Source organism: Sphingomonas sp. dw_22, from assembly GCF_018449795.1.
Classification (GTDB): domain Bacteria; phylum Pseudomonadota; class Alphaproteobacteria; order Sphingomonadales; family Sphingomonadaceae; genus Sphingomonas.
Genome location: NZ_JAAVVE010000007.1, coordinates 89,102 through 113,848, shown reverse-complemented (window position 1 = coordinate 113,848; position 24,747 = coordinate 89,102). Strand labels below are relative to the sequence as shown.

Here is a 24,747-nt window from a genome sequence, read left to right as displayed (position 1 = left end):
CCCCACTACACTCTAGGCGTTGGACAGGTATTGAAATATCAGTTACCTGTTTGAGATATGACAGGGGACAGAATGACGCAAGCGGCATCTTTGGCTAATTCGGCGGGAACCCGCGAAGCCCCTGATACCCGTCGTCTGAGCGACATCGCCTATGACAAGGTTCTGGAGGGTCTTTTCGACCGGAAGGTGCCTGCGGGCGCGTTCGTTTCACAGAACGACCTGGTGAATCTGCTCGACATTCCCGTCCAGCCGCTGCGCGATGCGCTGCGGGTGCTGGAGGCGGAAGGCGTGCTCACCATCCATCCGCGCTCGGGCATCCAGTTCCTGAAGCCGGACCTGGAGCTGGCGCGCAGCACCTATCAGTTCCGCACGATCATCGAGCGCGCGGCGGCGCGCACCTATGCCGAGACCGCGGGCGTCGAAACCGTGGCGGCGCTGATCGCCGACCACAAGGCGCTGATCGAGGATATCGAGCGGAGCGGATTCGACGCCGAAGCGCTCGATCGGCTGGGCGAGCTCGAAGAGCGGCTCCACGGCGGCATGATTACGAGCCTGCGCAATCCGCTGATCGAGACAACCGCGCGGCGCCTCAAGAATTACGTGACGCTGATCCGCCTCGAACGGCTGGTCACCCAGCCGCTGGCGCTGCGCACGCTGCGCGAGCATCTCGAGATCCTCGAAGCCGCCAGGGCGCGCGACGCGGCCGCCGCCGAAGCCGCCGTCTCGAACCATTTCCAGGCGGCGCTCCAGCGCATCCTCGGCATGTTCTGATGCGGGTTCTCGACGCGCACCAGCATTTCTGGAAGATCGGCGGTCCGGGACAGAGCTGGCCCGATGCCGAATGGCCGGCGATCCATCGCGATTTCCTGCCGGACGACCTGCGCGACGCGGCACAGGGCCTGGAACTGGTGGGAAGCGTGCTGGTCCAGTCCCAGCCCGACGATCGCGACACCGACTGGATGTTCGAAGCGGCCGGCCCCGATCCGCTGGTCAAGGCGATCGTCGGCTGGGTCGATTTCGAACGGCCCGATGCGCCGGCGCGGATCGCCGAGCTTGCCGCGCGGCCGAAGCTGCGCGGACTGCGGCCGATGCTCCAGTCGATCGACGACAGCGACTGGATCCTGCGTTCGGAGATCGCGCCGTCGATCGAGGCGATGCTCGCGAACGGCCTCAGCTTCGATGCGCTGGTCCAGCCGCGCCACCTGGCGCCGCTCCGTCAATTCGCCACCCGCTGGCCCGACCTGCCGATCGTGATCGACCATGGCGCCAAGCCCTTCGCGGCGCGCGGCGAGCTCGATCCCTGGCGCGACGACATCGCCGCGCTGGCGGCCCTGCCCAACCTCTATTGCAAGCTCTCCGGTCTCCGGACCGAACAGGCCCCCGGACAGCCGGCGGCCGACCTCGCCCCCTATGTCGCCCATCTCGCCGAGCATTTCCCGGACCGGCTGATGTGGGGCAGCGATTGGCCGGTGCTGCTCCATGCCGGGGACAGTTACGCCGATTGGGTGCAGGTGGCGCTCGATCTCGCCGCGCCGTCCGGCGAAGAGGCGAAAGCCAATCTTTTCGAGCGCGTGGGGGTCGCCTTTTACGGCATCGCCGATTGACGGCTGACGTATGAATTGCTTTAGCTGATATATCAGTCGGCTTTAGCAGGATCGTCTCCATGGTGGATCTCAACGCGCTCGGAACCCTCGGCTTCGGTGCCGGGGCGATCGGCAATCTCTATCGCGCGATGAGCGAGGAGAATGCCGCCGAGACGGTCCGCGCCGCCTGGGACGCGGGCATGCGCTATTTCGACACCGCGCCGCATTACGGCTTCGGCCTCAGCGAGAAGCGGCTGGGCGCGACGCTGCCGGAGATCGATCCGGGCGAGACCTCGGTCCTCTCGACCAAGGTTGGCCGCCGGCTCGATCCCGTCCCCGCCGGCACCGATCTCGGCGCGCTCCGCCAGGGCTTCGTCACGCCCGAGCCGGTCCAGAGCGTGTTCGACTATAGCTATGATTCGATCATGCGCTCCTATGAGGCGAGCCGCCGCCGGCTGCGCCGCGACCGCATCGACATTCTCTACGCGCACGACATCGGCCGCTTCACCCATGGCGACGATCACCCCGCCCGCTTCCGCGAGTTCATGGACGGCGGCTATCGGGCGATGCGCGAGCTGCGCGACGGCGGCGCGGTCGGTGCGATCGGGCTCGGCGTCAACGAGTATGAGATATGCGAGGAAGTGCTGGGCGAAGGCGATCTCGACGTCGTCCTGCTGGCCGGCCGCTACACGCTGCTCGAACAGGATTCGCTCGCGACCTTCCTGCCGCTGTGCGAGAAGCGCGACGTGAAGATCGTGCTCGGCGGCCCCTATAATTCGGGCATCCTCGCCAAGGGCGTGCGGCACGGCGGCGAGCTCCATTATAATTACGAACCCGCGCCCCAGGCGATCATCGACCGCGTCGGCGCGATCGAGGATGCCTGCGCGGCGCACGGCGTGCCGATGGCCGCCGCCGCACTGCAATTCCCGCTGGCGCATCCCCAGGTCGTCTCGGTGATCCCCGGCATGAACAGCCCGCGCCAGGTGGCCGAGGCGGTGCGGCTGATGGGTCTCGCCATCCCGCCCGCGCTGTGGAGCGACCTCAAGGAACGCGGCCTGATCCGCGTGGACGCACCGGTCCCGCAGCCGGCCCCCGCCACTCTCTGAACGAACAGGAAAGCAATCCAGATGGGACGTCTCGAAGGCAAGATCGCCATAGTCACCGCCGCGGGCCAGGGCATCGGCCGCGCCAGCGCCGAGCTGTTCGCGCGCGAGGGCGCCCGCGTCATCGCCGCCGACATCAACGAACAGACCCTCGCCACGCTCACGGGCTGCGAGACGCATGTCCTCAACCTGCTCGACGGCGACGCGATCCGCGCGTTCGGCGAGAAGATCGGCCAGGTCGACATCCTGTTCAACTGCGCCGGCTTCGTCCATGCCGGCACGATCCTGACCACCGAGGAGCCCGATTTCGACTTCTCGTTCGATCTCAACGTCAAGTCCGCCTATCGGATGATCCGCGCCTTCCTGCCCGGCATGATCGCGCGCGGCGGCGGATCGATCGTCAACATGTCGTCGGTCGCCGGATCGGTGATCGGGGTGGCGAACCGCTTCGTCTATGGCGCGTCCAAGGCGGCGGTGATCGGCCTCACCAAATCGGTGGCGCTCGATTACGTGACCCAGGGCGTCCGCTGCAACGCGATCTGCCCGGGCACCGTGCAGTCGCCGTCGCTCGACGAGCGGCTGGCCGCCACCGGCGATGCCGACAAGGCCCGCGCCGAGTTCGTCGCCCGCCAGCCGATGGGCCGCGTCGGCAAGGGCACGGAGATCGCCGAGCTCGCGCTCTATCTCGGCAGCGACCTTTCGGCCTATACCACCGGCACGGTGAACATCATCGACGGCGGCTGGACCAACGCATGACCCGCTCCAACACTCGGCGCATCGTCCTCGCGCTCGACCTGGTCGACGATGCCGCGCTGATCGCCGAATATGAGCGCTGGCACCAAGTGGGGAACACCTTCCCCAAAGTGACCCAGTCGATCCGCGACGCCGGCATCGAGAACATGGAGATCTATCGTGCGGGGAACCGCATGTTCATGATCATCGAGGCGAGCGATTCCTTCTCGGAAGAGGAGAAGGCGAAGATGGATGCCGCCAATCCCGCGGTCGTATCGTGGGAAAGGCGGATGCGGCAGTTCCAGCAGCCGATCCCCGCGGCGGGTCCGGACGGCACCTGGTTCCCGATGGACCGGATCTTCCGGCTCACCGACCACAAGGGACTGGATACGCCGCCTGCCGAATGAGGGGAAAGCGGGTCAATAGGCGACCACATCGATCGCCGACACCAGCGCCTCGCCCACCTTCCCCGCGAAATCCAGCCGCAGCGTGCCGTCGGTCACCATCGCCGGCAGGTCGAGCGTCGTCGCGGTCATTCCCGCGCCGGCCTTCGCCACCGGATCGATCGTCACCGGCTTGCCGCCGCCCGCCGTCACGGTGAAGACGCGCTTGCCGGCCACCGTCTCGACCGGATCGAACAGGTGCAGCGTCACCTTGTAGCGCCCGTTCGGCAGCGGCAGCGCGTAGCTGAAGCGCGCGCCGCTGCGCCAGCTCGCATAGAGATCGGGCGTCTGCGTTCCCAGCACCTGCCGGGTTCCCTTTTCGGGCTTGGGCATCACGTAGAGCGCATATTTATAGGGATTGAGCGTGATGCCGGTGCCGCCGTCGAAGAAGTCGTCCGATCCGTAGCGGGTGCCGTCGGCAAGCGTCGCGCCGGTCAGCGTGCCCGCGCGGATATGCAGCGCGCGGTCGGGGCCGGCATAGCGCCAGGTGATGCGATCGCTCGCCCCCTCGACGCTCGCCGCCAGCACATTGTCGCCGCGATCGAGCCGCACGCCCGGCCAGGTGCAGATATGGTCGGCACAGGCCACGCTGCCGATCGCACGGCCGTTGAGCGTCAGGCTGGCCTTCGCCGCGTTGCTATAGGCCCGCACGTCGACCACCGGATAGGCACGGTCCACATAGCGGCGGCTGGTCAGGTAGATCATCGGCGCGGTCGTCCAGGCCGCCTTGTAGAAATAGAAGGCGTCCTTCCGCGTCTTGCGGTCGAAGGTCACCAGCCCCTTGGTGTTGATGTCGGTGCTGTCGCCTTCGAAGCGCAGGTCGCTGGTGGCGTCGAACATCTGCCAGACATAGGTGCCCCAGAGGAAATCGAAGGACGCCATGCTCTTCCACGCGACTTCGTGGACCGCCGCCTCATATTCCTCGGGCTGAGGCCGGGCGATGCTCTCGACGCGGCCGCCATGGACATTGTCGGTATGCTGGGTGACGGCGCTGCCCGCGCCATATTCGCCGACGCCGACCGGCTGGTTCGGACGCTCCTTGTGCAGCCCCAGCATGACTTCGCCGAGCCGCGCGGCGCTCTCGACTCCGCCCGCGCCGTACCAGCCGAAATAATGGTTGTAGCCGACCGTATCGGCGGTGCCCGAAGTGCGGTCGCGCCCGTCGTCCTTCTCGCCGGGCAGCGTCTCGCAGCATACCGCGATCGTCGTCGGCCGGGTCTTGTCCTCCTGATGCGCCAGCGCGTCGAGCGCGTTCATCAGCGGCTGCGCGTTGGAAGGGGTGATCCCCTTCGACGCCCAGTTGGTGATCTCGTTGCCGATCGACCAGAAGGCGACGGAGGGATGGTTGTAATTCTGGCGGATCAGCTCGACGAGCTGCGCCTCGGCGCTCGCCTTCATCTCGGGCGGCGTATCGGCCTTGCCGGGGATCGAGGCGAGGTTCACCAGCCCCAGCTCGGCCCACAGGATCATGCCGTCCTGATCGGCCAGGTCGTAAAAGGGCTCGGCATGGTTGTAGTGCGACAGCCGCACGCTGTTCGCGCCCATCTCGCGGATCAGCCCCATGTCCTCGGCATGATCGGCGTTGGAGAGCGCCCAGCCCTTGTCCTGCCGGTCCTGGTGGCGGGTGACGCCGTGGAGCTTGAGCGGCTTGCCGTTCAGGATGAAGCCGCGGTTCGGATCGACCGCGACGGTGCGCAGCCCGAGCGGCTGCGCCACGCGATCGAGCACGGCGCCCTTCGCGCCGATCACCTCGACGGTGGCGCGATACAGATAGGGATCGGCGGTGCCGTCCCAGCGATGCGGCGACGCGATGGCGAGATCGGCCTGGCTTTCGGCCAAGGCGCCGGGCCGCACCTGCACGCGGCGCTCGGTGCGCGCGACTTCGCGGCCCTGCGCATCGGCCACCAGGGTCCGCACGGTGAGGTTCGTGGCGGACGCGCCTTCGTTGCGCAGGCGCGTGAGCACGGCGACGCCGGCGCTCGCGTCGCTCAGGCTGGTCACATGGCCGTAGATGCCGGGGCCGCCATGATCGAGCAGGTCGACATGCGCCGCGCCGGTCACGATCAGCGCGACGGGGCGATAGAGCCCGCCATACATGAAGAAATCGCCCGAGATGGGCACGACGAACTCGGTGGCGCTGCCGGGCTCGGGCTTGGAATTGTCGACCCTGACGGTCAGCACATTGTCGCCGCCGCGGCGGATCGCGGCGGTGGCGTCGAGCCGGAAGCGGCTGAACGCGCCGGCATGGCCGCCGAGCTTCCGGCCGTTGAGCCACACTTCGGAGACGATGCTCGCGGCATCGAACTGGAGATAGAAGCGCTTGTCGGTGGTCGCCTGGGGCGCCTGGAACTTGAGGCGATACCAGCCGACCCCGCGCGTGACGTTCGCGTCCGGGCGGCGCGCCTCACCGTAATTGCCCACCTTGTTCCAGGTGTGCGGCACCGCCACGCGTTCCCAGCCGCTATCGTCGAACGACGGCGCAGTGGCATCGCCTGTCACGGCGCCGAGATGGAAGCGCCAACCCTGGGCGAGAGACACTTCGGTCCGGCCCGGATCGGCCGATGCCGGGACGGACGGCAACGCGAGCATCAGGCAGGCCAGCAGCATCCGTGCCAGCCAGGAACGCGCGAAAACCATCCGTCTCTCCCCCGATTCTGCCGATTGGCCGCGGCTTGTCCGATTGCCGCCTTGCGATATCAGAACGACGTTATGAAATATCTGAAGAGTCGATTCAACCCATGACCGATAATAACGGCGCGATCGTCCGGCGTTAGCGCGGCGGCAGGAACTTGTCGGCGAAGCGGAGGTAATTGTCCCAGTCCCACGCGGTGATGGCATGGGGGCCGACGCGCAGGTGAAAGGCGATCCGCGACTGGATCGCCTGGCCCGGCGCCGGCATCGCGTCCGCCGCCAGCCCCTCGACGCCGAGCAGGCGATAGACCGGCCCGGCCGCCTTGGCCGCCAGGAACTGCCCAAGCGGATCCGCCCAGAGATCCTCGCTCGCCGCGCCGATATAGACCGGGCGCGGCGCCACCAGCGCGATCAGCTCGTGCGCGTCGACCGGCAGCTCGGCCTCGCGCTCGGAGAAGGTCTTGTAGGTCGGCGCGAACCAGTAATTGTTCATCACCCGGATCGTCTCGCCGAAATTGCGCCGGTAGAGCGACGCCCCGCCCTCGCCCGAATCGTTCGAGATCACCGCGGCGAAGCGCGTGTCGCGCGCGCCGGCCCATAGCGCCGCCTTGCCGTAGCGCGAATGGCCGATGACGATGACGCGCTTCGCATCGACGGCGCGGTCGGTCGCCAGATAGTCGTAGACCCGGCTCAGCCCCCAGGCCCAGGTCGCGATCGCGCCCCAATGATCGGGTGCCGAGGGGCTGGTGCGATACCAGGGCTGGATGCTCTGGGCGAACTGGTTGTCGCCATCGGGATAGAGATCGCCGGTGAAATAGGTCGCGACGCCGTAGCCCGCCTTCAGGATACGCTCGATCGGCCATTCCGAAGCGTCGGTACCGCGCGAATGGAGCGTGGCGCGGTTCTTGGCGATGCCCTCGGCCGGCGTCACCCAGTTCGGCGTGATGGCGATGGCCGGATCGGCGGATATCGACTGGTTGCCGTGAAAGTTGGGGCCGACGAACATCGGCACCGGCCCGCGCGCATGGGCCGGCAGATAGATCAGCACCGACATCTGCGGCCCGCCGGCGGTTCCGTCCAGATGGATGCGGATCTGCTTGCGCACCGCGAGGCCGCCGAGCGCGTTCGCGCTCGTCTCCGTCACCACGAACCGCATCCCGCGCGGCGCGGGCGGGCTGATCCCGTAGATATTGCGCTCGAACAGCCGGACAAGCTCCGGGCGGCGCCGTTCGCGCCATTGCGCCGCGGTGCGCACCGCAGTCCCGTCCGCCATCACCAGCGGATCGGGCAATCGATAGGGCGCGACCCTGGCTTCGTCGAAATTGCCGTCGAGCTGCGCCCGGGCCGGCACGGCATGGAGCGCCGCGAGGGCGAGCAGAAGCGAAGCTGTCTTGCGCATCATGAAAAAGGGCCGGAAGCGTCTCCACTTCCGGCCCTCCCCTTTAGCTGTTGTCCCGATCAGAAATTGACGTGGATGCCCATCTGATAGCTCCGATCGAGCTGGTTCGCCACGGTGGGCAGGTCCGGCGACCCATAATATTGAAACTGGTAGGCGGTCGTCAGGTTCACCACGTCGAACTTGAGCTGCACATTCTGGTTGATGCTGTAGGTCGCCGAGAAATCGAGCGAATCCTGCGGGGCATTCCACAAGGTCCGGCCGAAATTGTCGGAGAAGTTGGTCTGCACGCTCTTCGAGCGCCAGTTGTACGAGACGTGGAGCGAGATCGGCCCCTTCTCGTAGATGCCGGTCAGATTGTAGGAATTCTTCGAAAGCAGGTCGGCCGGCACCGTGATCGACTGCCCCACCACCGGCAGCGAGCTGTCGACATAGGTGTAGTTGCCCTGGAAGCCGAGGCCGCTCAGGAAGCTGGGCAGGAAATCGAAGAACTGCTGATAGGTGATCTCGAAGCCCTTGATCTTGCCCGATCCGGTGTTGCGCGGACGGCTGATCGAATAGGTCGTGCCGTCGATCACCTCGTCCACCGAGAATTTCTGGACGAAGCCCGTCACGTTCTTCTGGAACAGCGCGCCGGCCAGGTAGTTCGACTTGCCGAAATAATATTCGAGCGAGAGGTCATACTGGTCGGCCTTGGTCGGCTGCAGGTCCGGATTGCCGCCGCTGCCCGTCTCGCTGAGCGCGTTGAGCACCAGCGCCGGCGAGAGGTTGCCGAAATCCGGGCGCGTGATCGCCTTCGAATAGGCCAGGCGCAGGAACAGGTTGGGCGTGAATTTCGCCCGGACGTTCACGCTCGGCAGCCAGTTATTGTAGCTCGCCTCGCCTTCGACCGGGCGCAGCGTGGCGTCGTACACGCTCTGCTGGTTCTTGGTGCTGACGTAGCGCAGGCCGAGATTGCCGTCGATGGGCACGCCCAGGTTGAAGGCGAACTCCGCCTCGCCGTAGAGCGCCCAGACATTCTCGAGATAATTATAGTGGTTGGTCAGCGGATAGGGCTGATCGACCAGCGGCACGCCGGCGAGCGCGCGCGTCTCGGTCGCATCCTTGATGTAGCGATCGGAAATCGCGAGCCACTGGCTGATCGGCTGGTTCTGGTTGGTGAACAGGTCGTTGGGCGTCAGCTCGGTCACCGAGGCGAGCGGCTGGGTGAGCGTCACCGTCGGGCTGATGCTGTAGACGTCGTTGATCGCGCGGTGACGGGCATAGCGCACGCCGGCCATCAGCCCGGTGATCGGGCCGCCATTGACTTCATATTTGGCGTCGAGGCGGAAGGACGGCTCGCGGCCGCTGCTCTGCTGGCCGAGGTCCGAATAGGTGACCGCGCCGGTATAGCTGCTCGCCGAGGTCAGATCGACGCCGGTGACGTCGACGGTCGGCGTCCTGCCCGAAAGATCGACCGTAGCGGTCGGCGCGCGGGTCTGGATCGCGATGCTGCGCGAATAGAACGGCCCCGAGCTGTCGACATAGGCCCCCTCGCCCGAGAGCGTCAGCGCGCCGCTGTGCCAATCGAAGCCGACGCCTACCGACGTGGTGTTGTAGGGATTGTCGCTGGCGCCGGTCACCGAGCGGACCAGCGCGTTGGTGAGCGTGTAGGAATCCGGGACGTCGCCGTTCGGGGCATCCTTGTAGACGAACGAGGACGGCACGCCGCGCGTCTGGGCGTCGGCCTGCACCGAGATCTGCTGGGTGAAGCTGTGGCCGCCCGAATGGCTCCGGGTCACGTCGGCATGGAAGGTGAGATCCGGCGACGGCGCCCATTGGACCGCGCCATAGATGGTGGAGCGCACCCGGTCGCCGGTCTCGTAACGCGGACGGATCTGGCTGGGGATCTGCACCGTGTCGCCGGCATCGGCCGGAGTCGCGTTGAACGTGCCGTCGCCGTCGCGATCATAGAGGCTGGTGGTGTTGGCATAGGCGTTGGTCGAAACCTGGTAGCCGCCCGAATAGACGCGCTCATACTGGCCGCCGAACAGCACGCCGATCTCGCCCGCGCCGGTCTCGAACCGATCGCTGACCACGCCCGACAGGCGCGGCGAGATCTTGTCCTGGAACTCGCTATAGGCGCCCGACCCGGTGGCGGAGAGGTGGAAGCCCTTGAAATCGAACGGCCGCGCCGTGTGGATGTTGATCAGGCCGCCCAGGCCGCCCTCGATCTGGTCGGCCGTCGCGGTCTTGTAGACGTCGAGGCCCGACAGGATATCGGCCGAGAAATCGAGCAGCGTCGCGCTGCGGTTGGTCACGGTGAAGAGCTGGCGCCCGTTCACCGTGGTCATCACCTGCTTCAGGCCATGCACGACATAGCCATTGCCCTCGCCGCGCGTGTTGCGGGCGATCTGGACGCCCGGGATGCGCTGCATCAGCTCGGCGATGTTGGTGTCGGGCAGCTTGCCGATATCCTCGGCGACGATCGAATCCTGGATCTGGTTGGACGTGCGCTTCAGGTTGGCGGCATTGCTCAGGGAGCTGCGCAGGCCGGTGACGACGATCTCGTCGGCGGCACTTTCCTGCTCGGTCGGCTGCGCATCCTGCGCCACCGGGGCAGCAGCCGCCGCATCCTGCGCATGGGCCGGCGAGGCGACTGCAAACGCAATGAACGCAACAGAGCTCAACAACGAAAACTTATCAGACATCTGAACCTCTCCCAAGCGACGGAAGCGCTTTCCGCGCCTTCTTATGGCTTCATTATCAATATCAATCAGACCAATTGGTATTTCAGTCAAGCGCTTTCATACACGAAAGTCACTTTCCAAGAGTTGTTGCAGCTTTGCAACGGGCGTCCCTTCGGCCCCTTCGAGACGGCGAGAACGATCAATCCAGGCGCAGCGAATCGATGGCGAGGCCGGCGCCGTCGCCGACTTCCAGCGACGCGGAATAATCCCCCGCATTGATCATCGCGGCGGTTTCGGCCGCCGCGGATTGCCAGCCCTCGCTCCCTTCGAACCGGACGGGCGCGGATGCCGCGACGATGCCGCTCGCGTCGCGCAGCACCAGCGTGGCCGCGACCGAGCGGCCTTGCGGCAGCGCATAGCGGATCGTGAAACGGTGGCGCCCGGCAAGGCCCGTCTGGATCTTCCAGCCGAGTCGCGCGGCACCCTCGCCGAGCAGGACATAGCCCTGCCCGCCATAGCCCTTGATCGCGCTGCGGACCGTCGCGTTGGTGGCGGCGACCGTGCCCGCCTCGGCCTCGGTAAGTCCCTTGTCGCGCGAGAAGCTGAACGCACCGGGCGCATAGGGCGAAACCAGATCGCGGCGGACCAGCACCGGCACGCCGGCCGGGATCGGCACGCTCTCGCCCGCCTTGGCGCGGCGCGTCACGAAGCGATGCGGCTTGTCGCCGATCGCGCCGACCAACGGCGAATCCTGCCAGCCGGGCGGAACTGCCGCACCGGCGACGATCGGAAGATAGAGATCCGCCTCCACGCGCACCGTCACCATGGCGCCGCCGGCCTGCCCCGCCACCGGCCGTACCCAGTCGCTGTCGAGCAACTCGTGCGACAGGCCGCTCCAGCGTTCATCCCCCTTGGCGAAGACGGAATCGCCATTGTCGAGATAGCTGCGCGCTTCCCCGGCCGAGGGTGCCACGGGTGCGATGAGATCGGTGCCGTCGCCCTGCACCGCGGGCAGCGTCTTGTCCGACGCGATCGCAACGGCGGCCAGGATCGCCTGCCCCGCCGCGACTCGCGGGAAATCGATCACCAGCTTGCCGCCCTCGGCACGGGCCGTGACGACCTTCCTCAGCGCATGGTCGAATCCGGCTTCCTTGAAGATGTCGAGATCGCGGATCAGCGTGCGTCCGTTGACCGCCACGTCGAACAGCCGCCAGCCGCGCGCGTCGATGCCGGCCCGGCCGTACCAGGGCTCCACGAAATAGAGCTCGATGCGATAGCTGCCGTCGGGCACCGCGAAGCTGTAGCGCAGCCGGTCGCGGCCATAGCGGAAGCTCTGGAACAGCGCCGGGGCGTCCGTGCCCTCGATCCGGTCGAAGGTCTTGCGACGGCTGCCGAGCTGCGGGTCGAGGTCCGGATAGGCATCCGCCCAGCTCTGCCAGCCCCAGCGCGCGCCGGGCACGAGATGGCGATCGGCTAGCCAGACATTGCCGGCGGCATCGACCGTCTCCGGCCCGCCGACATTGACGCGGTATATATAGTGTGCGCCGGGCGCGCGCGCAGTGATCGACGCGGCGGCCGGAGCGGCGCTGTCGGGTGCCGGCGGCAGGTTGTCGAGCGTGATCGTGTCGCGCGCCTTGACCGCGCCATCGACCAGGCAGGTCGCGGCAAGCGTATCATAGCGTACATCGACACCGTCCCAGCGGAACCGCTCCTCGCCGTCGCGACGCTTGCGGCCCAGGCTGATGCGGCCGGCGGGATCGTTGAACAGCTCGACCTCGTCGCAGTTCGAATAGACTTCGATCCCCGATTTGACGCCCGGCCCGCTCCAGCGATCCGGCCAGGTGTGCGAGACGATATAGACCATCGGCGAAACGCTCGCCGGCACCTGGCGCGCGCGGAACATGTAATAGACGTCGAGCGGCTCGCCCCAGAGCGTCATCAGCCCCTTATTGTTCGCCGGGCCGATATGATCGAGCTCGCGCACGCCGTCCCAGATCTGGGTGCCGTCGGAGCGCATCGGCCGGCCCGGATTCTCGTGCGTGGCGAGCAGCCAGTGGAACTCGCCGACGCTGCGATCGCCCACGCTCTCGGCCAGCCGCGCCTTTTTCTGCATCAGCGCGGCCATGCGCGTCTCGGACAGCACGCCATCGGCATAGGGCGGCTCGCCGTGCAGCTCGAGCGAGCGCCACGCGCCATATTCGCCGACCAGCGCCTGCTTGATCAGTTCGTCGCCATATTTGTCGGGATCGCCGCCATAGGTGCCCGACCAGTTCTGCGGCACGTTCCAGTCGGCGCCGTCGCCGCCGTTGCAGGTGGTGACCAGGCGCTGCTTCGAGGCGGTGGGATCGAGTTGGCGGATGACGGCGACCATCTCCTGCGCGAATTCGGGCGGCAGGCGGCTTTCGTTCTGGAGGCCCCAGAGGAACACCGCGGGATTGTTGCGCCGCTCGCGCACCCAATCGGTCATCAGGCTCTTGAAACTGGCGCGGAACGCCGCGCTGTCGAACCAGAGATGCGCGCTGAACTGGGTCCACCACAGCACGCCGTCCTTCGCGAGCTTGTCGCCATACCGGAAATTATGCGGATAGTGGCCGTCGCGAAAGGCGTTGAACCCAGCCGCCTCGACCTGCCCGACGCGCGCCGCCACCTGCTCGGGCGAGAAGGCGTGCGAGCCGCCGAGCAGATGCTCATATTCGGCGATGCCGCGCACCACGAAGGGCGCGCCGTTCAGATAGAGCCGGCGGCTGCCATCGGCCTGGACGCGGATCTCGACGGTGCGGATGCCATAGGGCGTGCTCGCCTCATCGACGACGCGGCCATTCTCCATCAGCCGCGTGCGCAGGGTATAGAGTGTCGGCGATGCCGGCGACCAGAGGCGCGGGCCGGGGATCCGCGGCAAGGCATGATCGAACTGGCCGCTCTCGCCGGGCGCGAGCCGATGCGCGGCGCGCTGCTCCGCAACCACGCGCCCCTCGGGATCGATCATCTGGGTGACGAGATCGAAGGCGCGTGGCCGTGCCGAGAGATTCTCGATCTCGGCGCGCGCGGTCAGGTCGGCGCGCGCCGCATCGATATTGCCGATCTCGCCCCAGGCATAGATGCCGAACGGGCGCACCCGCAGCGCGCTGGTGCGGATCACATGGACCGGGCGGAAGATGCCGAAGGGCTGCGAGCCTTCGCAGCAGCCGCCGTCATTGCCGTCGTCGCCCGAGGTCCAGGGCAGATCCTGGATGTCGGCGGGATTATCGGTGCGCACCGCGAGCAGATTGTCGCCCGCCTTCACCGCATCGGTCACGTCGAGCGTGAAGCTCACCAGCCCGCCGCCGTGCCGCCCGACCGGCTTGCCGTTGAGCCACACCGCCGCATAGCTGGCGGCGCCTTCGAGCATCAGGAAGACGCGCTCGTCGCCCCTGGGCGCGGCGATCTTCAGATGCGTGCGATACCAGGCGGTGCCGTGGCGCGCACCCTTCACCACCTGGCGATCGTAGGAATAGCCCTGCCAATTGTGCGGGACCGAGACCGGCGTCCAGGCGCGATCGTCGAACCCGGCATGCTCGAAGCCGTCCGCAACAGGCATGCGCCCCTCGGCATCGGCATCGAACACCGCCGAGCGCCAGCCGCCCTCGACCAGCCGGTCCTCGCGGACGTCGCGGGCCTGCGCCGCCGGCGGCAGGGCGAGCAGCGCCAGCAGCAGGGCTGCCGCGCGGAACAGGCGGGCCAGGCTCACCAATTCCAGAGCGTGCCGTCGGTCAGCCGCGCCACGGGGAGCTGCTTGGGCTCATAGGGATAGCGCGCCGCCAGCGTCTCATCGATATCGACGCCGTGCCCGGGCCGCTCGCCGACGCGCAGATAGCCGTCGTCGAAGCTGTAATCGTGCGGGAAGACCTCGTCGGTCTCCGGCGTGTGGCGCATATATTCCTGGATGCCGAAATTGGGCACCCAGGTATCGAAGTGCAGCGCGGCGCCCATGCACACCGGCGACAGGTCGGTCGCGCCATGGCTGCCGGTCCGCACCTGATAGAGCGAGGCGAGATCGGCAATGCGGCGCAGATGGGTGATGCCGCCGGCATGGACGACGGTGGTGCGGATATAGTCGATGAGCTGGTTCTGGATCAGCTCGCGGCAATCGTGGATCGTGTTGAAGATCTCGCCCACCGCGAGCGGCGTCACCGTATGCTGGCGGATCAGCCTGAACGCCTCCTGGTTCTCGGCCGGCGTCGAATCCTCCATCCAGAACAGGCGGAACGGCTCCAGCGCCTTGCCCAGCCGCGCTGCCTCGATCGGAGTCAGGCGGTGATGGACGTCGTGGAGCAGTTCGACCGCCGGGCCATGCGCCGCGCGCACCGCCTCGAACAGCTTGGGCGCATGCTGGAGATAGGCGCTGGTCGACCAGAGCGTCTCGGTCGGCAGCGTGCCGTCGGCCGGCTCGTAATAGAGGTCGCCGCGGCCCACGCCATATGCACCCTTCACGCCGGGGATGCCGCTCTGCGCGCGCACCGCGCGATAGCCCATGTCGATATAGCGCCCGACCTGGTCGACCGTTTCCTCGATGTCCGCGCCATTGGCATGGCCATAGACGAGCACGCCGTCACGCGAGCGGCCGCCGAGAAGCTGATAGAGCGGCATGTTCGCCGCCTTGGCCTTGATGTCCCACAAAGCGGTGTCGACCGCGGCGATGGCGGTCATCGTCACCGGGCCGCGCCGCCAATAGGCGCCGCGATAGAGGAACTGCCAGATGTCCTCGATCCGGTGCGCGTCGCGGCCGATCAGATTGGGGACGACATGATCCTGGAGGTACGAGACGACCGAAAGCTCGCGTCCGTTCAGCGTCGCGTCGCCGATGCCATGGACACCCTGGTCCGTCTCGATCTTGAGCGTGACGAAGTTGCGGCCGGGCGACGTGACGATGACGCGCGCGTCACGGATCTTGAGCGGGCTGCCGCCAACGGCAGCGGAATCGAACGACATTGCACCTCCTGCGCGGCCGACTCGCAATGATCTGACCACATGTTTAATTGGTCAGATATCTTGCACGGCGGGCGCCGCGTGGCAAGGCGCCCTGTCAGACAGCCGAAAAGCGCTGCGTCCGGTCGCGCAGTTCGGCGGCCTCGCGCCGCACCCGCTTGATCGCGTCGAGCTCGGTCGCGGTGAGCAGGTTCTCGATGACGCGCCCCAGATGATCGCGCATCACGCGCCGCGCCAGCGCGGGATCCCTGGCGGCGATCGCATCGACGATCGTCCGATGGTCGTCGATGCGCGGGTTCACGCCCGCCTCCCGCGAACGCTGAAGCATCTCCATGCACAACGGCGAGCGATAGCGCACATCCCACAACGTCTCGATCACCAGCACCATCGCCTCGTTGCGCGTGGCCTGGGCGATGCGGACGTGGAATTCGCGATCGGCCACTTCGTCCTGGCGGCCTTCCTGCCGGTTCTCCGCCTCCATGCGATCGAGAATGTCGCGCAGCGCAGCGACATCGTCCTCGTCGGCAGTGAGTGCCGCCAGGGCCGCGCACTCCCCCTCTACCAGCCGGCGCGCCTCGGTGAGCTCGAAGGCACCGATGTCGAGTTCGGCAGAGGACAGCATTTCCCGGCCGCGTTCGGTGACATAGACTCCCGAGCCGCGCCGCGCCTCGACCAGCCCCATGATCTCCATGCCGATCATCGCCTCGCGGACCGTCAGGCGGCTGACCTGGAAGCGCTCGACCAGCGCGCGCTCGGGCGGCAGCCGCTCGCCGGTGGCATAGCGGCCCTCGGCGATCTCGCCCTGCAGCGTGGCGATGATCGCCTGGTACAGCTTCTGCGGTTCGGGCTTGCCCGCCATTCTGGTCCTCCCTGTCTCCGGCCTCCTTATCCGGTGGCGTGGAAACTGTCATCCGGTCCGATTGCAGAGACGATCCTATCAAGCTACTCACACGCAAGTTATCAGATATATCGATGAGGAGGGAGCGGAATGGAGATCAGTCGGCGCGAAGTGCTGGAAGCGGGCCTTGCCGCAACGCTGACCGCCACGGCGGCGCGCGCGGCGGCGCAGGGCACGGCCGCAGGCGGCGATGCGCCGGGGGATGCGAATCCGCAGCGCTGGACGGTGTGGCACAACAAGCCGGCAGGCACCTGGCCCGAAGCCCATCCGATCGGCAATGGCCGGCTGGGCGCGATGGTGTTCGGCAACATCAAGCTCGAACGGCTCCAGCTCAACGAAGGGCGCTTCTGGTCCGGCAGCCCCTATCAGCACCTCAATCCGGACGCGCGCGAAGCCCTGCCCAAGGTGCGCGAGATGATCTTCGCCGGCAAATATGCCGAGGCCGAAGCCTATGCCGAGCAGCACGTCCAGTCGATCCCGATGCGCGAGATGTCCTATCAGTCGCTTGGCGACCTGTGGCTCGACCTGGTCGATGTCGAGGAGACGCCGGTCGAGGAATACCGGCGCGAGCTGGATCTCGACGCCGCGATCAGCCGCACGCGCTTCGTCTCGGGCAACGTCACCTATATCCGCGAAGTCCTGAGCTCCCCCGTCGATCAGGTGATCGCGATCCAGGTCCGCGCCGAAGGTGGCCCGATGGCGCTGAACTGCTCGTTCGGCACCGGCCAGCGCGCGACCGCCACCGTGGAGGGCGAATCGACCCTGGTGCTGAGCGGCGTCAACAATTCGGATCGGGGCATCCCCGGCAAGCTCCGCTTCGAGACCCGCGCGCAGATCGTCGCCGACGGCGGCACGGTCGGCCATGATGGCGCGGTGGTACAGGTGCGCGGCGCACGCTCGGTCACCATCCTGCTGGCCGCCGCGAGCAGCTTCAAGTCGCCGGTCGACGTCTCGGGCGATCCCCAGGCGATCGTGCGCGCGCAGCTTGCCGCCGCCGCGCGCAAATCCTGGACCCAGCTTCGCGACGACCACAGCGCCGAGCACCGCCGGCTGTTCCGCCGCGTCTCGATCGACCTCGGCACCAGCCGCGCCGCCACGCTCGCGACCGATGCGCGCGCCGGCCATGCGCTCGACCGCGCCGATCCCGAGCTGGCCGCGCTGTTCTTCCAGTTCGGCCGCTATCTGCTGATCTGCTCGTCGCGCGCCGGATCGGAGCCATCGAACCTCCAGGGCATCTGGAACGAGAGCAACCGGCCGCCCTGGGGCTCGAAATACACGATCAACATCAATACCGAGATGAATTACTGGCCGGTCGATACTGCGAACCTGCCCGAATGCATCGAGCCGCTGGTGGCGATGATCGAGGAGCTCGCGGTCTCGGGCGCCTATACGGCGAAGAACCTGTACGGCGCGCGCGGCTGGGTGGCGCACCATAATACCGATCTGTGGCGCGCCTCGGGGCCGATCGACCATGCCCGCACCGGGCTATGGCCGACGGGCGCCGCCTGGCTGAGCGTCCAGCTCTGGGATCATTACGACTTCCACCGCGACAAGGCCTATCTGCGCCGCATCTACCCACTGCTCCGCGGCGCCTCGCTGTTCTTCCTCGATGCGCTGGTGAAGGATCCGAAGAGCGGCTGGATGGTCACCTGTCCTTCGGTCTCGCCCGAGAATGACCATGGCCATGGCAGCACGCTCTGCGCCGGGCCCGCGCTCGACATGCAGATCCTGCGCGACCTGTTCGATCGCACCGCCGCGTCTGCGAAGCTGCTCGGCCTCGACGCCGACCTGCGCCCGCAGCTCGCGGCGATGCGCGCCAGGCTCGCGCCGCATCAGGTCGGCAAGAACGGCCAGCTCCAGGAATGGCTCGCCGATTGGGACGCCGACGCCGTCGAGCCGACGCATCGCCACACCTCGCACCTCTATGCCGTCTATCCCAGCCAGCAGATCAACCTCGACGACACGCCCGATCTGGTGCGCGCCGCCCGGCGATCGCTCGAGCTGCGCGGGACCGAGGCGACCGGCTGGGCGCTTGCCTGGCGCACCGCGCTCTGGGCGCATTTCCGCGAGCCCGAGCAGGCCCACCACATGATGCTCCGCCTGATCCAGGCCGACCCCGGTGCCCCGGGCATGCTGGGGCACCATGCGCCGTTCCAGATCGACTGCATCTTCGGCGGCACCGCCGCGCTGACCGAGATGCTGGTGCAGAGCCGGGGGGATCTGATCGATGTGCTGCCCGCCTTGCCCAAGGCCTGGCCGACGGGCGCGCTGCGCGGCGTGCGCGTGCGGGGGGCGTGCGCGATCGATCTCGCCTGGAAGGACGGCACGCTCGATTCGGTCACGCTCCATCCGGAAGCCGGTGGCAAGCGCGTGGTCCGCTGCGCCGGAAAGACGAAGGAAATCGTGCTCAGACAGGGTCAGCCCATTACGCTGACTGCCTCCGATCTGAACTGATCTGACAGGTTTTCCTTGCACATGGCTTGGCTTGCCGTCATTTGAAAGAGACTTTCATATGTAAAAGGGCGCTGAGGCGCCGGGGAGAGCATCGCCATGAAGGCAGTCGTCTGCGAGCGGCCACACCAGCTGGGCGTGACCGAGCGGCCGCTTCCGGTCCGGCAGGCAGGCGAAGTGCTGGTCCGCATCCGGCGCATCGGGCTGTGCGGCACCGATTATCATATCTTCGCCGGCAACCAGCCCTTCCTCAGCTATCCCAGGGTGATGGGCCATGAGCTGGCGGGCGAGGTCGCCGAGGCCGATCCGGACAGCGCGTTCGCCATGGGCGCGCTCGTCACGATCAATCCCTATCTCGCCTGCGGCACCTGCGTCGCCTGCCGTGCGGACAAGCCGAACTGCTGCGTCTCGATCCAAGTGCTCGGCGTCCACACCGATGGCGGCATGTGCGAATATCTGGCGGTTCCAGAGCGCGCGGTGATCGCGGCGGGTTCGCTGACCGCGGACCAGGCGGCGATGGTGGAGTTCCTTTCCGTGGGCGCGCACGCCGTGCGCCGGGGCGAAGTCGAGCCGGGCAATCGCGTGCTTGTGGTCGGCGCGGGTCCGATCGGCGTCGCCGTCGCCCTGTTTGCGAAGCTGGCCGGCGCGGCAGTGACCCTGGCCGACACCAGCCGCCAGCGGCTGGACTATGCCCGTGACGCGATCGGCATCGCCGACGTCGTCGCGGTCGATCCGGATATCGATGCGGCGCTCGCGGCACGGACGGACGGAGAGTTCTTCGAGCGGGTGTTCGACGCCACCGGCAACAGCCGCGCGATGGAAAAGGGCTTTGCCTATGTCGCGCATGGCGGCAGTTACGTGCTGGTGAGCGTGGTCAAGCAGGACATCACCTTCTCCGATCCGGAGTTCCACAAGCGCGAGATGCGGCTGATCGGCAGCCGCAACGCCACCAATGCGGATTTCCGCGCCGTGATCGCCGCGATTGAGCAGGGCCACATCCCCACCGATGCGATCAAGACGCATGCGTTTCCGCTCACGGAAGCGCCGGAGCAGATTCCCGGCCTGATCTCCGACCAGGGATCGGTGCTGAAGGCGATCATGACCCTGTAACATCGGCGCGGGAATCCCCGCGCGACATGCCCGAAGATCCGAAGACGGACAGGGCGAGGAGAGGAAGACGATGGCCGCCACCAGCCTACCCGCCGACATCGGCGCCGCGGACACGCCCCCGCGCGGATCGTTCATCACGCCCGGTTACGTCGCCGGCTTCGCGCTGGTGGCAAGCCTGTTCTTCCTCTGGGCGCTGGCGAACAATTTCAACGACATCCTGATCCGCCAGTTCCAGAAGGCGCTGGACCTGAACCGCGCGGAAGCCGGCTTCATACAGTTCGTCTTCTATCTCGGCTATTTCACCATGGCGCTGCCGGCGGGGCTGCTGATGCGCCGCTACGGCTATCGCGCCGGCATCCTGGCGGGGCTGGGCCTCTATGCCGTGGGCGCGCTGATCTTCTATCCCGCCGCCGAGATCCGCCACTATGCGGTGTTCCTGACCGCGCTGTTCGTCATCGCCTCCGGCGCCGCATTCCTCGAAACCGCTGCCAATCCCTATATCGTCGCGTTCGGCGATCCGAGCCGGGCCTCGCAGCGGCTGAACTTCGCCCAGGCGTTCAACGGCTTCGGCGGCTTCATGGCGCCGATCATCGGCGGCCATTTCATCTTCTCCGGCATCGAGCACAGCAAGGTCCAGCTCGCCGCGATGGCGCCCGCCCAGCTCGAAGCCTATCGCCTTGCCGAGGCGCGGATGGTGCAGATCCCCTATCTTGCGCTTGCCGGCATCGCGATCCTCGTCGCGATCGCGGTGGCGATCGTGCGGCTGCCCGACGTGCGGGCAACCGAAAGCGCGACGGAAGGACCGGCGCAGCGCATATCGCTGTGGCAGGTGCTGCGCACACCCTGCCTTGCCGGCGCGGTGATCGCGCAATTCTTTTATGTCGGCGCGCAGGTGGGCATCTGGAGCTTCTTTGTCGATTTCGTGAAGGAGCTGGTTCCCGCCACGCCCGAGAAGACGGCCGCCTATCTGCTCTCGCTCAGCCTCGTCCTCTTCATGTCAGGCCGGTTCATCGGCACGCTGCTGATGCAGAAGATCCCGGCCACCCGGCTGCTGCTGGTCTTCGCGCTCGCCAACATCGCCCTGACCGCGACCGCGGCGCTGACCACGGGGTGGGTGGCCGTCGGCGCGCTCGCACTCACCAGCTTCTTCATGTCGATCATGTTCCCGACGATCTTCTCGCTGGGCGTCAAGGATCTGGGCGACAAGGCAATGCTGGGGGCACCGCTGATCATCATGGCGATCATCGGCGGCGCGGTGTTCCCGCCGCTGATGGGGCTGATCTCGCAGATGGCCGGCACGATCCAGCTCGCGATCACCCTGCCCTGTGCCTGCTTCGCCGCGGTCGCCGTCTATGCCCTGCGCTGCATCCGCACGGCGCGACTGGAGCCGGCCGCCTCACCGCTCCATTGAGCCCGCCTTGGCAGCGGCACTCCCGCACGATAGCTGGGGCATCTCTTGCTCCACATGACGGGAATGCGATGACAGTCGAAGGCGAGCAGAAGCCGCTCAAGAACACCTATTCGGCACCGGCGCTCGAAAAGGGATTCGACGTCCTCGAACTGCTCGCCGACCATCCCGCCGGCCTGACGATGACCGAAATCGCCGCGGGCCTCGATCGCTCGATCAACGAGCTGTTCCGCCTGGTCGTGGTGATGGAGCGGCGCGGCTATCTGCGCAAGGTGCCCGAAACCGATCGCTACCGAGTCACCTATCACGTGCTCGACCTCGCCTATCGCGCTACGCCGGTGCAGGATCTCACTCATGTCGCCGCGCCGGTGATGTACGATCTGGCGCATGCCGTGCTGCAGTCCTGCCATCTGGTCGTGCCCGCGGAAAGCCGCGGACTGGTGGTGCTGCGGCAGGAGAATCCCGGCCCCACCGGCTTCAGCGTCCGCCTCGGTGCGCCGATCGACCTGCTCCAGAGCTGCTCGGGCAACGTCCTGCTCGCCTTCACCGATGCGGATCGGCTCTACACGCTGCTGGGCGCACGGAGCGGGGAAGCGCCCGCGGCGCTGGCGGAAGTCGAGCCGGTGCTGGCCGCAATCCGCGCCCATGGCTTCGAGCGGCGCCCGAGCCCGATGACCCATGGCGTGATCGACATCAGCTATCCGGTGTTCGGCTTCGACGGGCACCTGGCCGCCGCGCTGACCATCCCGTTCCTCGAACGGATCGACGGCTCGCAGCCGGTGGCGATCGATGCCGGCCAGGCGTTGCTGGCCGAGGCGGCGCACGCAGTATCGGCGGGGCTCGGCTGGTACGGGGCAAGTGAGGGATAGGGACGGCCGGAAGTTATCAGATACTTTCCACCCCGACTTCCCCGGAAGCCGCAAAAACGGGCCTAATCTGCAAGAAACTCCAAGTAAGCAGATCGCTTTTCGAAAATCTATCAGCTAGCTTTCCGGAAAAGCAGCGAAGGGCGAGGATATGCAGGATGACGGGTTCGATCGGCCTCTGGATCGCCGCACGATATTGGCGGCGGGCGCTGCGGTTCCCCTGATCGCTGCGGCGAATCCCGCCCGGCCCCCTGCCCTGATAGAGGATCTTGTCGATTGGCCCGCCATCCTCGCCCGCCACGACCTTATCTGGGATCGGCTGCCGCGCAGTTGGGGCGAGGCACCCTTTCTCGGCAACGGCAGGCTCGCCCTTTCGATGACCGAGACCAAGGAAGGCGGTGCGCTGTCCTTCGCGCTCGACAATGTCGATGTCTATGACCGACGCGATTTCAGCTGGGGCTGGCCCGCTTATTCGCGCGCGCGTTATCATGTCGGCGATTTCCTGCTCCAGCCGGTCGGGCGGATCACGGGCGCGAGGCTGCGGCTCGATCTCCATCGCGCCGAGCTGACCGGCGAGGTCGTCACCGATCGCGGCGCCATCCGGCTGCGCGCCTTCGTCCATGCCGAGCAGCCGCACATGGCGATCGAGCTCGAGACTTCGGGCGACGAAGCCGGCTGCGCCTGGACGTGGCACCCTACGCCTGCCGTCTCCACGCGCCCGCCGGTCCGCACCGCGGCCGATGCCGCCAAGTACGAACATGACTACGGCCAGCCCGCGCGCATCTGGGTCGACAATCCACCGGGCGAACGCCGCGACGCGGACGGCGTGAACCGCTGGTTCCAGCCGCTGCTGGCGGGCGGCGGCTATACCACTGCCTGGGCCGAACAGGCACAGGCCCCCAACCGGCGCACGCTGGTCATCAGCAACGCGATGTCGTTCCCCGACAGCGGTTCGCTGGAGACGGCGGCGCGAAACGTTCGTGCCGCGCTCGCCGCCGATCGGGCAAAGGCCGGTCTCGCGCACCGACGCTGGTGGGACGCGCATCATCGCGCCAGCTTCCTGTCGCTCCCCGATACGCGCCTGGAGAGCTTCTACTGGATCCAGATCTACAAATATGGCTGCATCGCCCGCCCCGACGGCGGCGTGATCGACACGCACGGCCCCTGGCTCCAGCCGAGCAACTGGCCGTATCTGACCTGGAACCTTAACGTCCAGATCAGCACCTACGCGCTCCAGCCGAGCAATCGCCTCGCGCTGGCCGAAGGGCTGTTCCACGCGCTCGACACGCATCGCGACGCGCTGCGCCGCACCGCCTCTACCGTCGCGCCCGGCGCCGCCGCGATCGGCCATGTCACCCAGCAGGATCTCGAAGCGCCGATGGAGGCCGATCGGCGCTACGAGAAGGAATGGGGCAACCTCCTCTGGGTCTGCCAACTCTACTGGCTGCAATATCGCTACACGATGGACCGCCGCATGCTGCGCGAGCGGCTGCTGCCGCTGCTCGCCGAGGCGGTCGCGCTCTATTATCCGATCCTGTCCGAAAAGGCGGACGGGCGCCTCCATCTGGGCGTCACTTATTCGCCCGAAATCGGCAGCACGCGCGACTGCAACTATGATCTCGCGCTGCTGCGCTGGGGCATCGGCGCGCTGATCGAGGGGCACCGCACGCTCGGCACCACCCACCCGATGCTGGCCAGATGGCGCGACATCGCCGCGCGGCTCACGCCCTATCCGGTCGATGAGCATGGCTATCGCGTCGGCGCCGACATGGCCGTGCAGCCGCACCGCCATTATTCGCATCTGATGATGATCTACCCGCTCTACCTGGAGAATCGCGACACGCCGGCCAAGCTGCCGCTGCTGGAGAAATCCACGGCCTATTGGCTCGATACCGCCGCGGCGGCCGGCCAGGGATCGGGCTGGTCGCTGTCGGCCGCCGCTTCCTTCCACGCCGCGTTCGGCAAGGGCGACGCTGCGCTGGGCAGCCTCAAGGCGCTGGTCGCCGGCAAGAGCGGCATCGGCAAGAGCTTCGCCAACACCATGTATGCCGAGAGCGGCCAGAATATCGAGACGCCGCTATCCGGCGCACAGTCGATCCACGACATGGTGCTGCAAAGCTGGGGCGGCGCGATTCGCGTCTTCCCCGCGATCCCCACCGCCTGGCCAGATCTCATATTCAGCGATTTCCGCGCCGAGGGTGCCTTCCTGGTGAGTGCGCGCCGGATCGCATGCCGCACCGCCTGGGTGCGGGTCAAGAGCCTGGCGGGCGAGCCCTGCGTGATCGAGTGCGACTGGGGCGGCGAGACGCCCATCCTCAAGGGCGCCGGCACGATGCGACGGCTCGGCGACCGCCGGATTGCGCTGTCACTGCACGCCGGCGAGGAGGCCGCGCTGCACCTCCCCACGCTCGTGGAACGCCTCACGGTATCGCCCCTCCCTGCCCAGCCGGGCACGAGCAACAGCTTCGGCGTGCATGGCTCGAACTGATATA

General features: G+C 67.1%; 16 protein-coding genes. 10 read left to right on the top strand and 6 right to left on the bottom strand.

Features of this window, described 5'->3' with window-relative positions:
• Positions 1-72: 72 nt before the first annotated feature.
• Genes HB724_RS05285 through HB724_RS05265 form a run of 5 tightly spaced genes read left to right on the top strand, consistent with a single transcriptional unit; the run spans position 73 to position 3,825 of the window.
• Positions 73-771, top strand: coding sequence for a GntR family transcriptional regulator (locus HB724_RS05285; protein WP_213979862.1), 699 nt, complete (start codon positions 73-75; stop codon positions 769-771).
• Positions 771-1,604 carry an amidohydrolase family protein gene (locus HB724_RS05280; protein WP_213979861.1) on the top strand — a complete coding sequence of 278 codons (834 nt, stop codon included), beginning with the start codon at positions 771-773 and terminating at the stop codon, positions 1,602-1,604. Before HB724_RS05285 ends, HB724_RS05280 begins: the two co-directional genes overlap by 1 nt.
• A gap of 59 nt (positions 1,605-1,663) precedes the next feature.
• The gene (locus HB724_RS05275; RefSeq protein ID WP_213979860.1) at positions 1,664-2,689 is read left to right on the top strand and encodes an aldo/keto reductase; all 1,026 of its coding nucleotides are present in this window, start codon (positions 1,664-1,666) and stop codon (positions 2,687-2,689) included.
• Between the two features lie 21 nt (positions 2,690-2,710).
• Positions 2,711-3,442, top strand: a complete 732-nt coding sequence (locus HB724_RS05270; protein WP_213979859.1) for an SDR family oxidoreductase — start codon at positions 2,711-2,713, stop codon at positions 3,440-3,442.
• Positions 3,439-3,825, top strand: coding sequence for an L-rhamnose mutarotase (locus HB724_RS05265; RefSeq protein WP_213979858.1), 387 nt, complete (start codon positions 3,439-3,441; stop codon positions 3,823-3,825). The genes HB724_RS05270 and HB724_RS05265 overlap by 4 nt, the downstream gene beginning before the upstream one ends.
• Before the next feature lie 12 nt (positions 3,826-3,837).
• On the opposite strand, the gene HB724_RS05260 is transcribed toward HB724_RS05265, so the two are convergent.
• From HB724_RS05260 to HB724_RS05235, 6 genes are all read right to left on the bottom strand, one after another.
• Positions 3,838-6,498, bottom strand: a complete 2,661-nt coding sequence (locus tag HB724_RS05260; protein WP_213979857.1) for a glycoside hydrolase family 2 TIM barrel-domain containing protein — start codon at positions 6,496-6,498, stop codon at positions 3,838-3,840.
• Between the two features lie 133 nt (positions 6,499-6,631).
• Positions 6,632-7,894 carry a hypothetical protein gene (locus HB724_RS05255; protein WP_213979856.1) on the bottom strand — a complete coding sequence of 421 codons (1,263 nt, stop codon included), beginning with the start codon at positions 7,892-7,894 and terminating at the stop codon, positions 6,632-6,634.
• Positions 7,895-7,950: 56 nt separating this feature from the next.
• Complete coding sequence (locus HB724_RS05250) at positions 7,951-10,557, bottom strand: TonB-dependent receptor (protein WP_213979855.1); 2,607 nt, start codon at positions 10,555-10,557, stop codon at positions 7,951-7,953.
• A 199-nt stretch (positions 10,558-10,756) separates the two neighbouring features.
• Complete coding sequence (locus HB724_RS05245) at positions 10,757-14,284, bottom strand: malectin domain-containing carbohydrate-binding protein (protein WP_213979854.1); 3,528 nt, start codon at positions 14,282-14,284, stop codon at positions 10,757-10,759.
• Positions 14,281-15,525 carry a D-mannonate dehydratase ManD gene (gene manD / locus HB724_RS05240; RefSeq protein WP_213979853.1) on the bottom strand — a complete coding sequence of 415 codons (1,245 nt, stop codon included), beginning with the start codon at positions 15,523-15,525 and terminating at the stop codon, positions 14,281-14,283. The genes HB724_RS05245 and manD overlap by 4 nt, the downstream gene beginning before the upstream one ends.
• Positions 15,526-15,619: 94 nt before the next feature.
• Positions 15,620-16,381 (bottom strand): FadR/GntR family transcriptional regulator, encoded by a 762-nt coding sequence (locus HB724_RS05235; protein ID WP_213979852.1) that lies wholly within the window; start codon positions 16,379-16,381, stop codon positions 15,620-15,622.
• Between the two features lie 129 nt (positions 16,382-16,510).
• Here HB724_RS05235 and HB724_RS05230 point away from each other — a divergent pair, with 129 nt between their 5' ends.
• The 5 genes from HB724_RS05230 to HB724_RS05210 all read left to right on the top strand — a co-directional run bounded on the left by HB724_RS05230 (position 16,511) and on the right by HB724_RS05210 (position 24,743).
• A complete protein-coding gene (locus HB724_RS05230; protein ID WP_213979851.1) occupies positions 16,511-18,874 on the top strand; it encodes a glycoside hydrolase family 95 protein in 2,364 nt (787 codons plus the stop codon).
• A gap of 96 nt (positions 18,875-18,970) precedes the next feature.
• Entirely contained in the window at positions 18,971-19,981 is a 1,011-nt protein-coding gene (locus HB724_RS05225; RefSeq protein WP_213979850.1) for a zinc-binding alcohol dehydrogenase family protein, read from the top strand.
• A gap of 70 nt (positions 19,982-20,051) precedes the next feature.
• On the top strand, positions 20,052-21,392 hold the full coding sequence (gene fucP, locus HB724_RS05220; protein ID WP_213979849.1) for an L-fucose:H+ symporter permease: 1,341 nt from the start codon (positions 20,052-20,054) through the stop codon (positions 21,390-21,392).
• Positions 21,393-21,460: 68 nt separating this feature from the next.
• Positions 21,461-22,258 carry an IclR family transcriptional regulator gene (locus tag HB724_RS05215; RefSeq protein ID WP_213979848.1) on the top strand — a complete coding sequence of 266 codons (798 nt, stop codon included), beginning with the start codon at positions 21,461-21,463 and terminating at the stop codon, positions 22,256-22,258.
• Between the two features lie 148 nt (positions 22,259-22,406).
• A complete protein-coding gene (locus tag HB724_RS05210; protein ID WP_213979847.1) occupies positions 22,407-24,743 on the top strand; it encodes a hypothetical protein in 2,337 nt (778 codons plus the stop codon).
• The last annotated feature ends 4 nt before the right edge of the window (positions 24,744-24,747 follow it).

Bases quoted from the DNA above. Each gene is read 5' to 3' on its own strand.
- HB724_RS05285 (WP_213979862.1), top strand. From the start codon at position 73: ATGACGCAAGCGGCATCTTTGGCTAATTCGGCGGGAACCCGCGAAGCC.
- HB724_RS05280 (WP_213979861.1), top strand. From the start codon at position 771: ATGCGGGTTCTCGACGCGCACCAGCATTTCTGGAAGATCGGCGGTCCG.
- HB724_RS05275 (WP_213979860.1), top strand. From the start codon at position 1,664: ATGGTGGATCTCAACGCGCTCGGAACCCTCGGCTTCGGTGCCGGGGCG.
- HB724_RS05270 (WP_213979859.1), top strand. From the start codon at position 2,711: ATGGGACGTCTCGAAGGCAAGATCGCCATAGTCACCGCCGCGGGCCAG.
- HB724_RS05265 (WP_213979858.1), top strand. From the start codon at position 3,439: ATGACCCGCTCCAACACTCGGCGCATCGTCCTCGCGCTCGACCTGGTC.
- HB724_RS05260 (WP_213979857.1), bottom strand. From the start codon at position 6,498: ATGGTTTTCGCGCGTTCCTGGCTGGCACGGATGCTGCTGGCCTGCCTG.
- HB724_RS05255 (WP_213979856.1), bottom strand. From the start codon at position 7,894: ATGATGCGCAAGACAGCTTCGCTTCTGCTCGCCCTCGCGGCGCTCCAT.
- manD (WP_213979853.1), bottom strand. From the start codon at position 15,525: ATGTCGTTCGATTCCGCTGCCGTTGGCGGCAGCCCGCTCAAGATCCGT.
- HB724_RS05235 (WP_213979852.1), bottom strand. From the start codon at position 16,381: ATGGCGGGCAAGCCCGAACCGCAGAAGCTGTACCAGGCGATCATCGCC.
- HB724_RS05230 (WP_213979851.1), top strand. From the start codon at position 16,511: ATGGAGATCAGTCGGCGCGAAGTGCTGGAAGCGGGCCTTGCCGCAACG.
- HB724_RS05225 (WP_213979850.1), top strand. From the start codon at position 18,971: ATGAAGGCAGTCGTCTGCGAGCGGCCACACCAGCTGGGCGTGACCGAG.
- fucP (WP_213979849.1), top strand. From the start codon at position 20,052: ATGGCCGCCACCAGCCTACCCGCCGACATCGGCGCCGCGGACACGCCC.
- HB724_RS05215 (WP_213979848.1), top strand. From the start codon at position 21,461: ATGACAGTCGAAGGCGAGCAGAAGCCGCTCAAGAACACCTATTCGGCA.
- HB724_RS05210 (WP_213979847.1), top strand. From the start codon at position 22,407: ATGCAGGATGACGGGTTCGATCGGCCTCTGGATCGCCGCACGATATTG.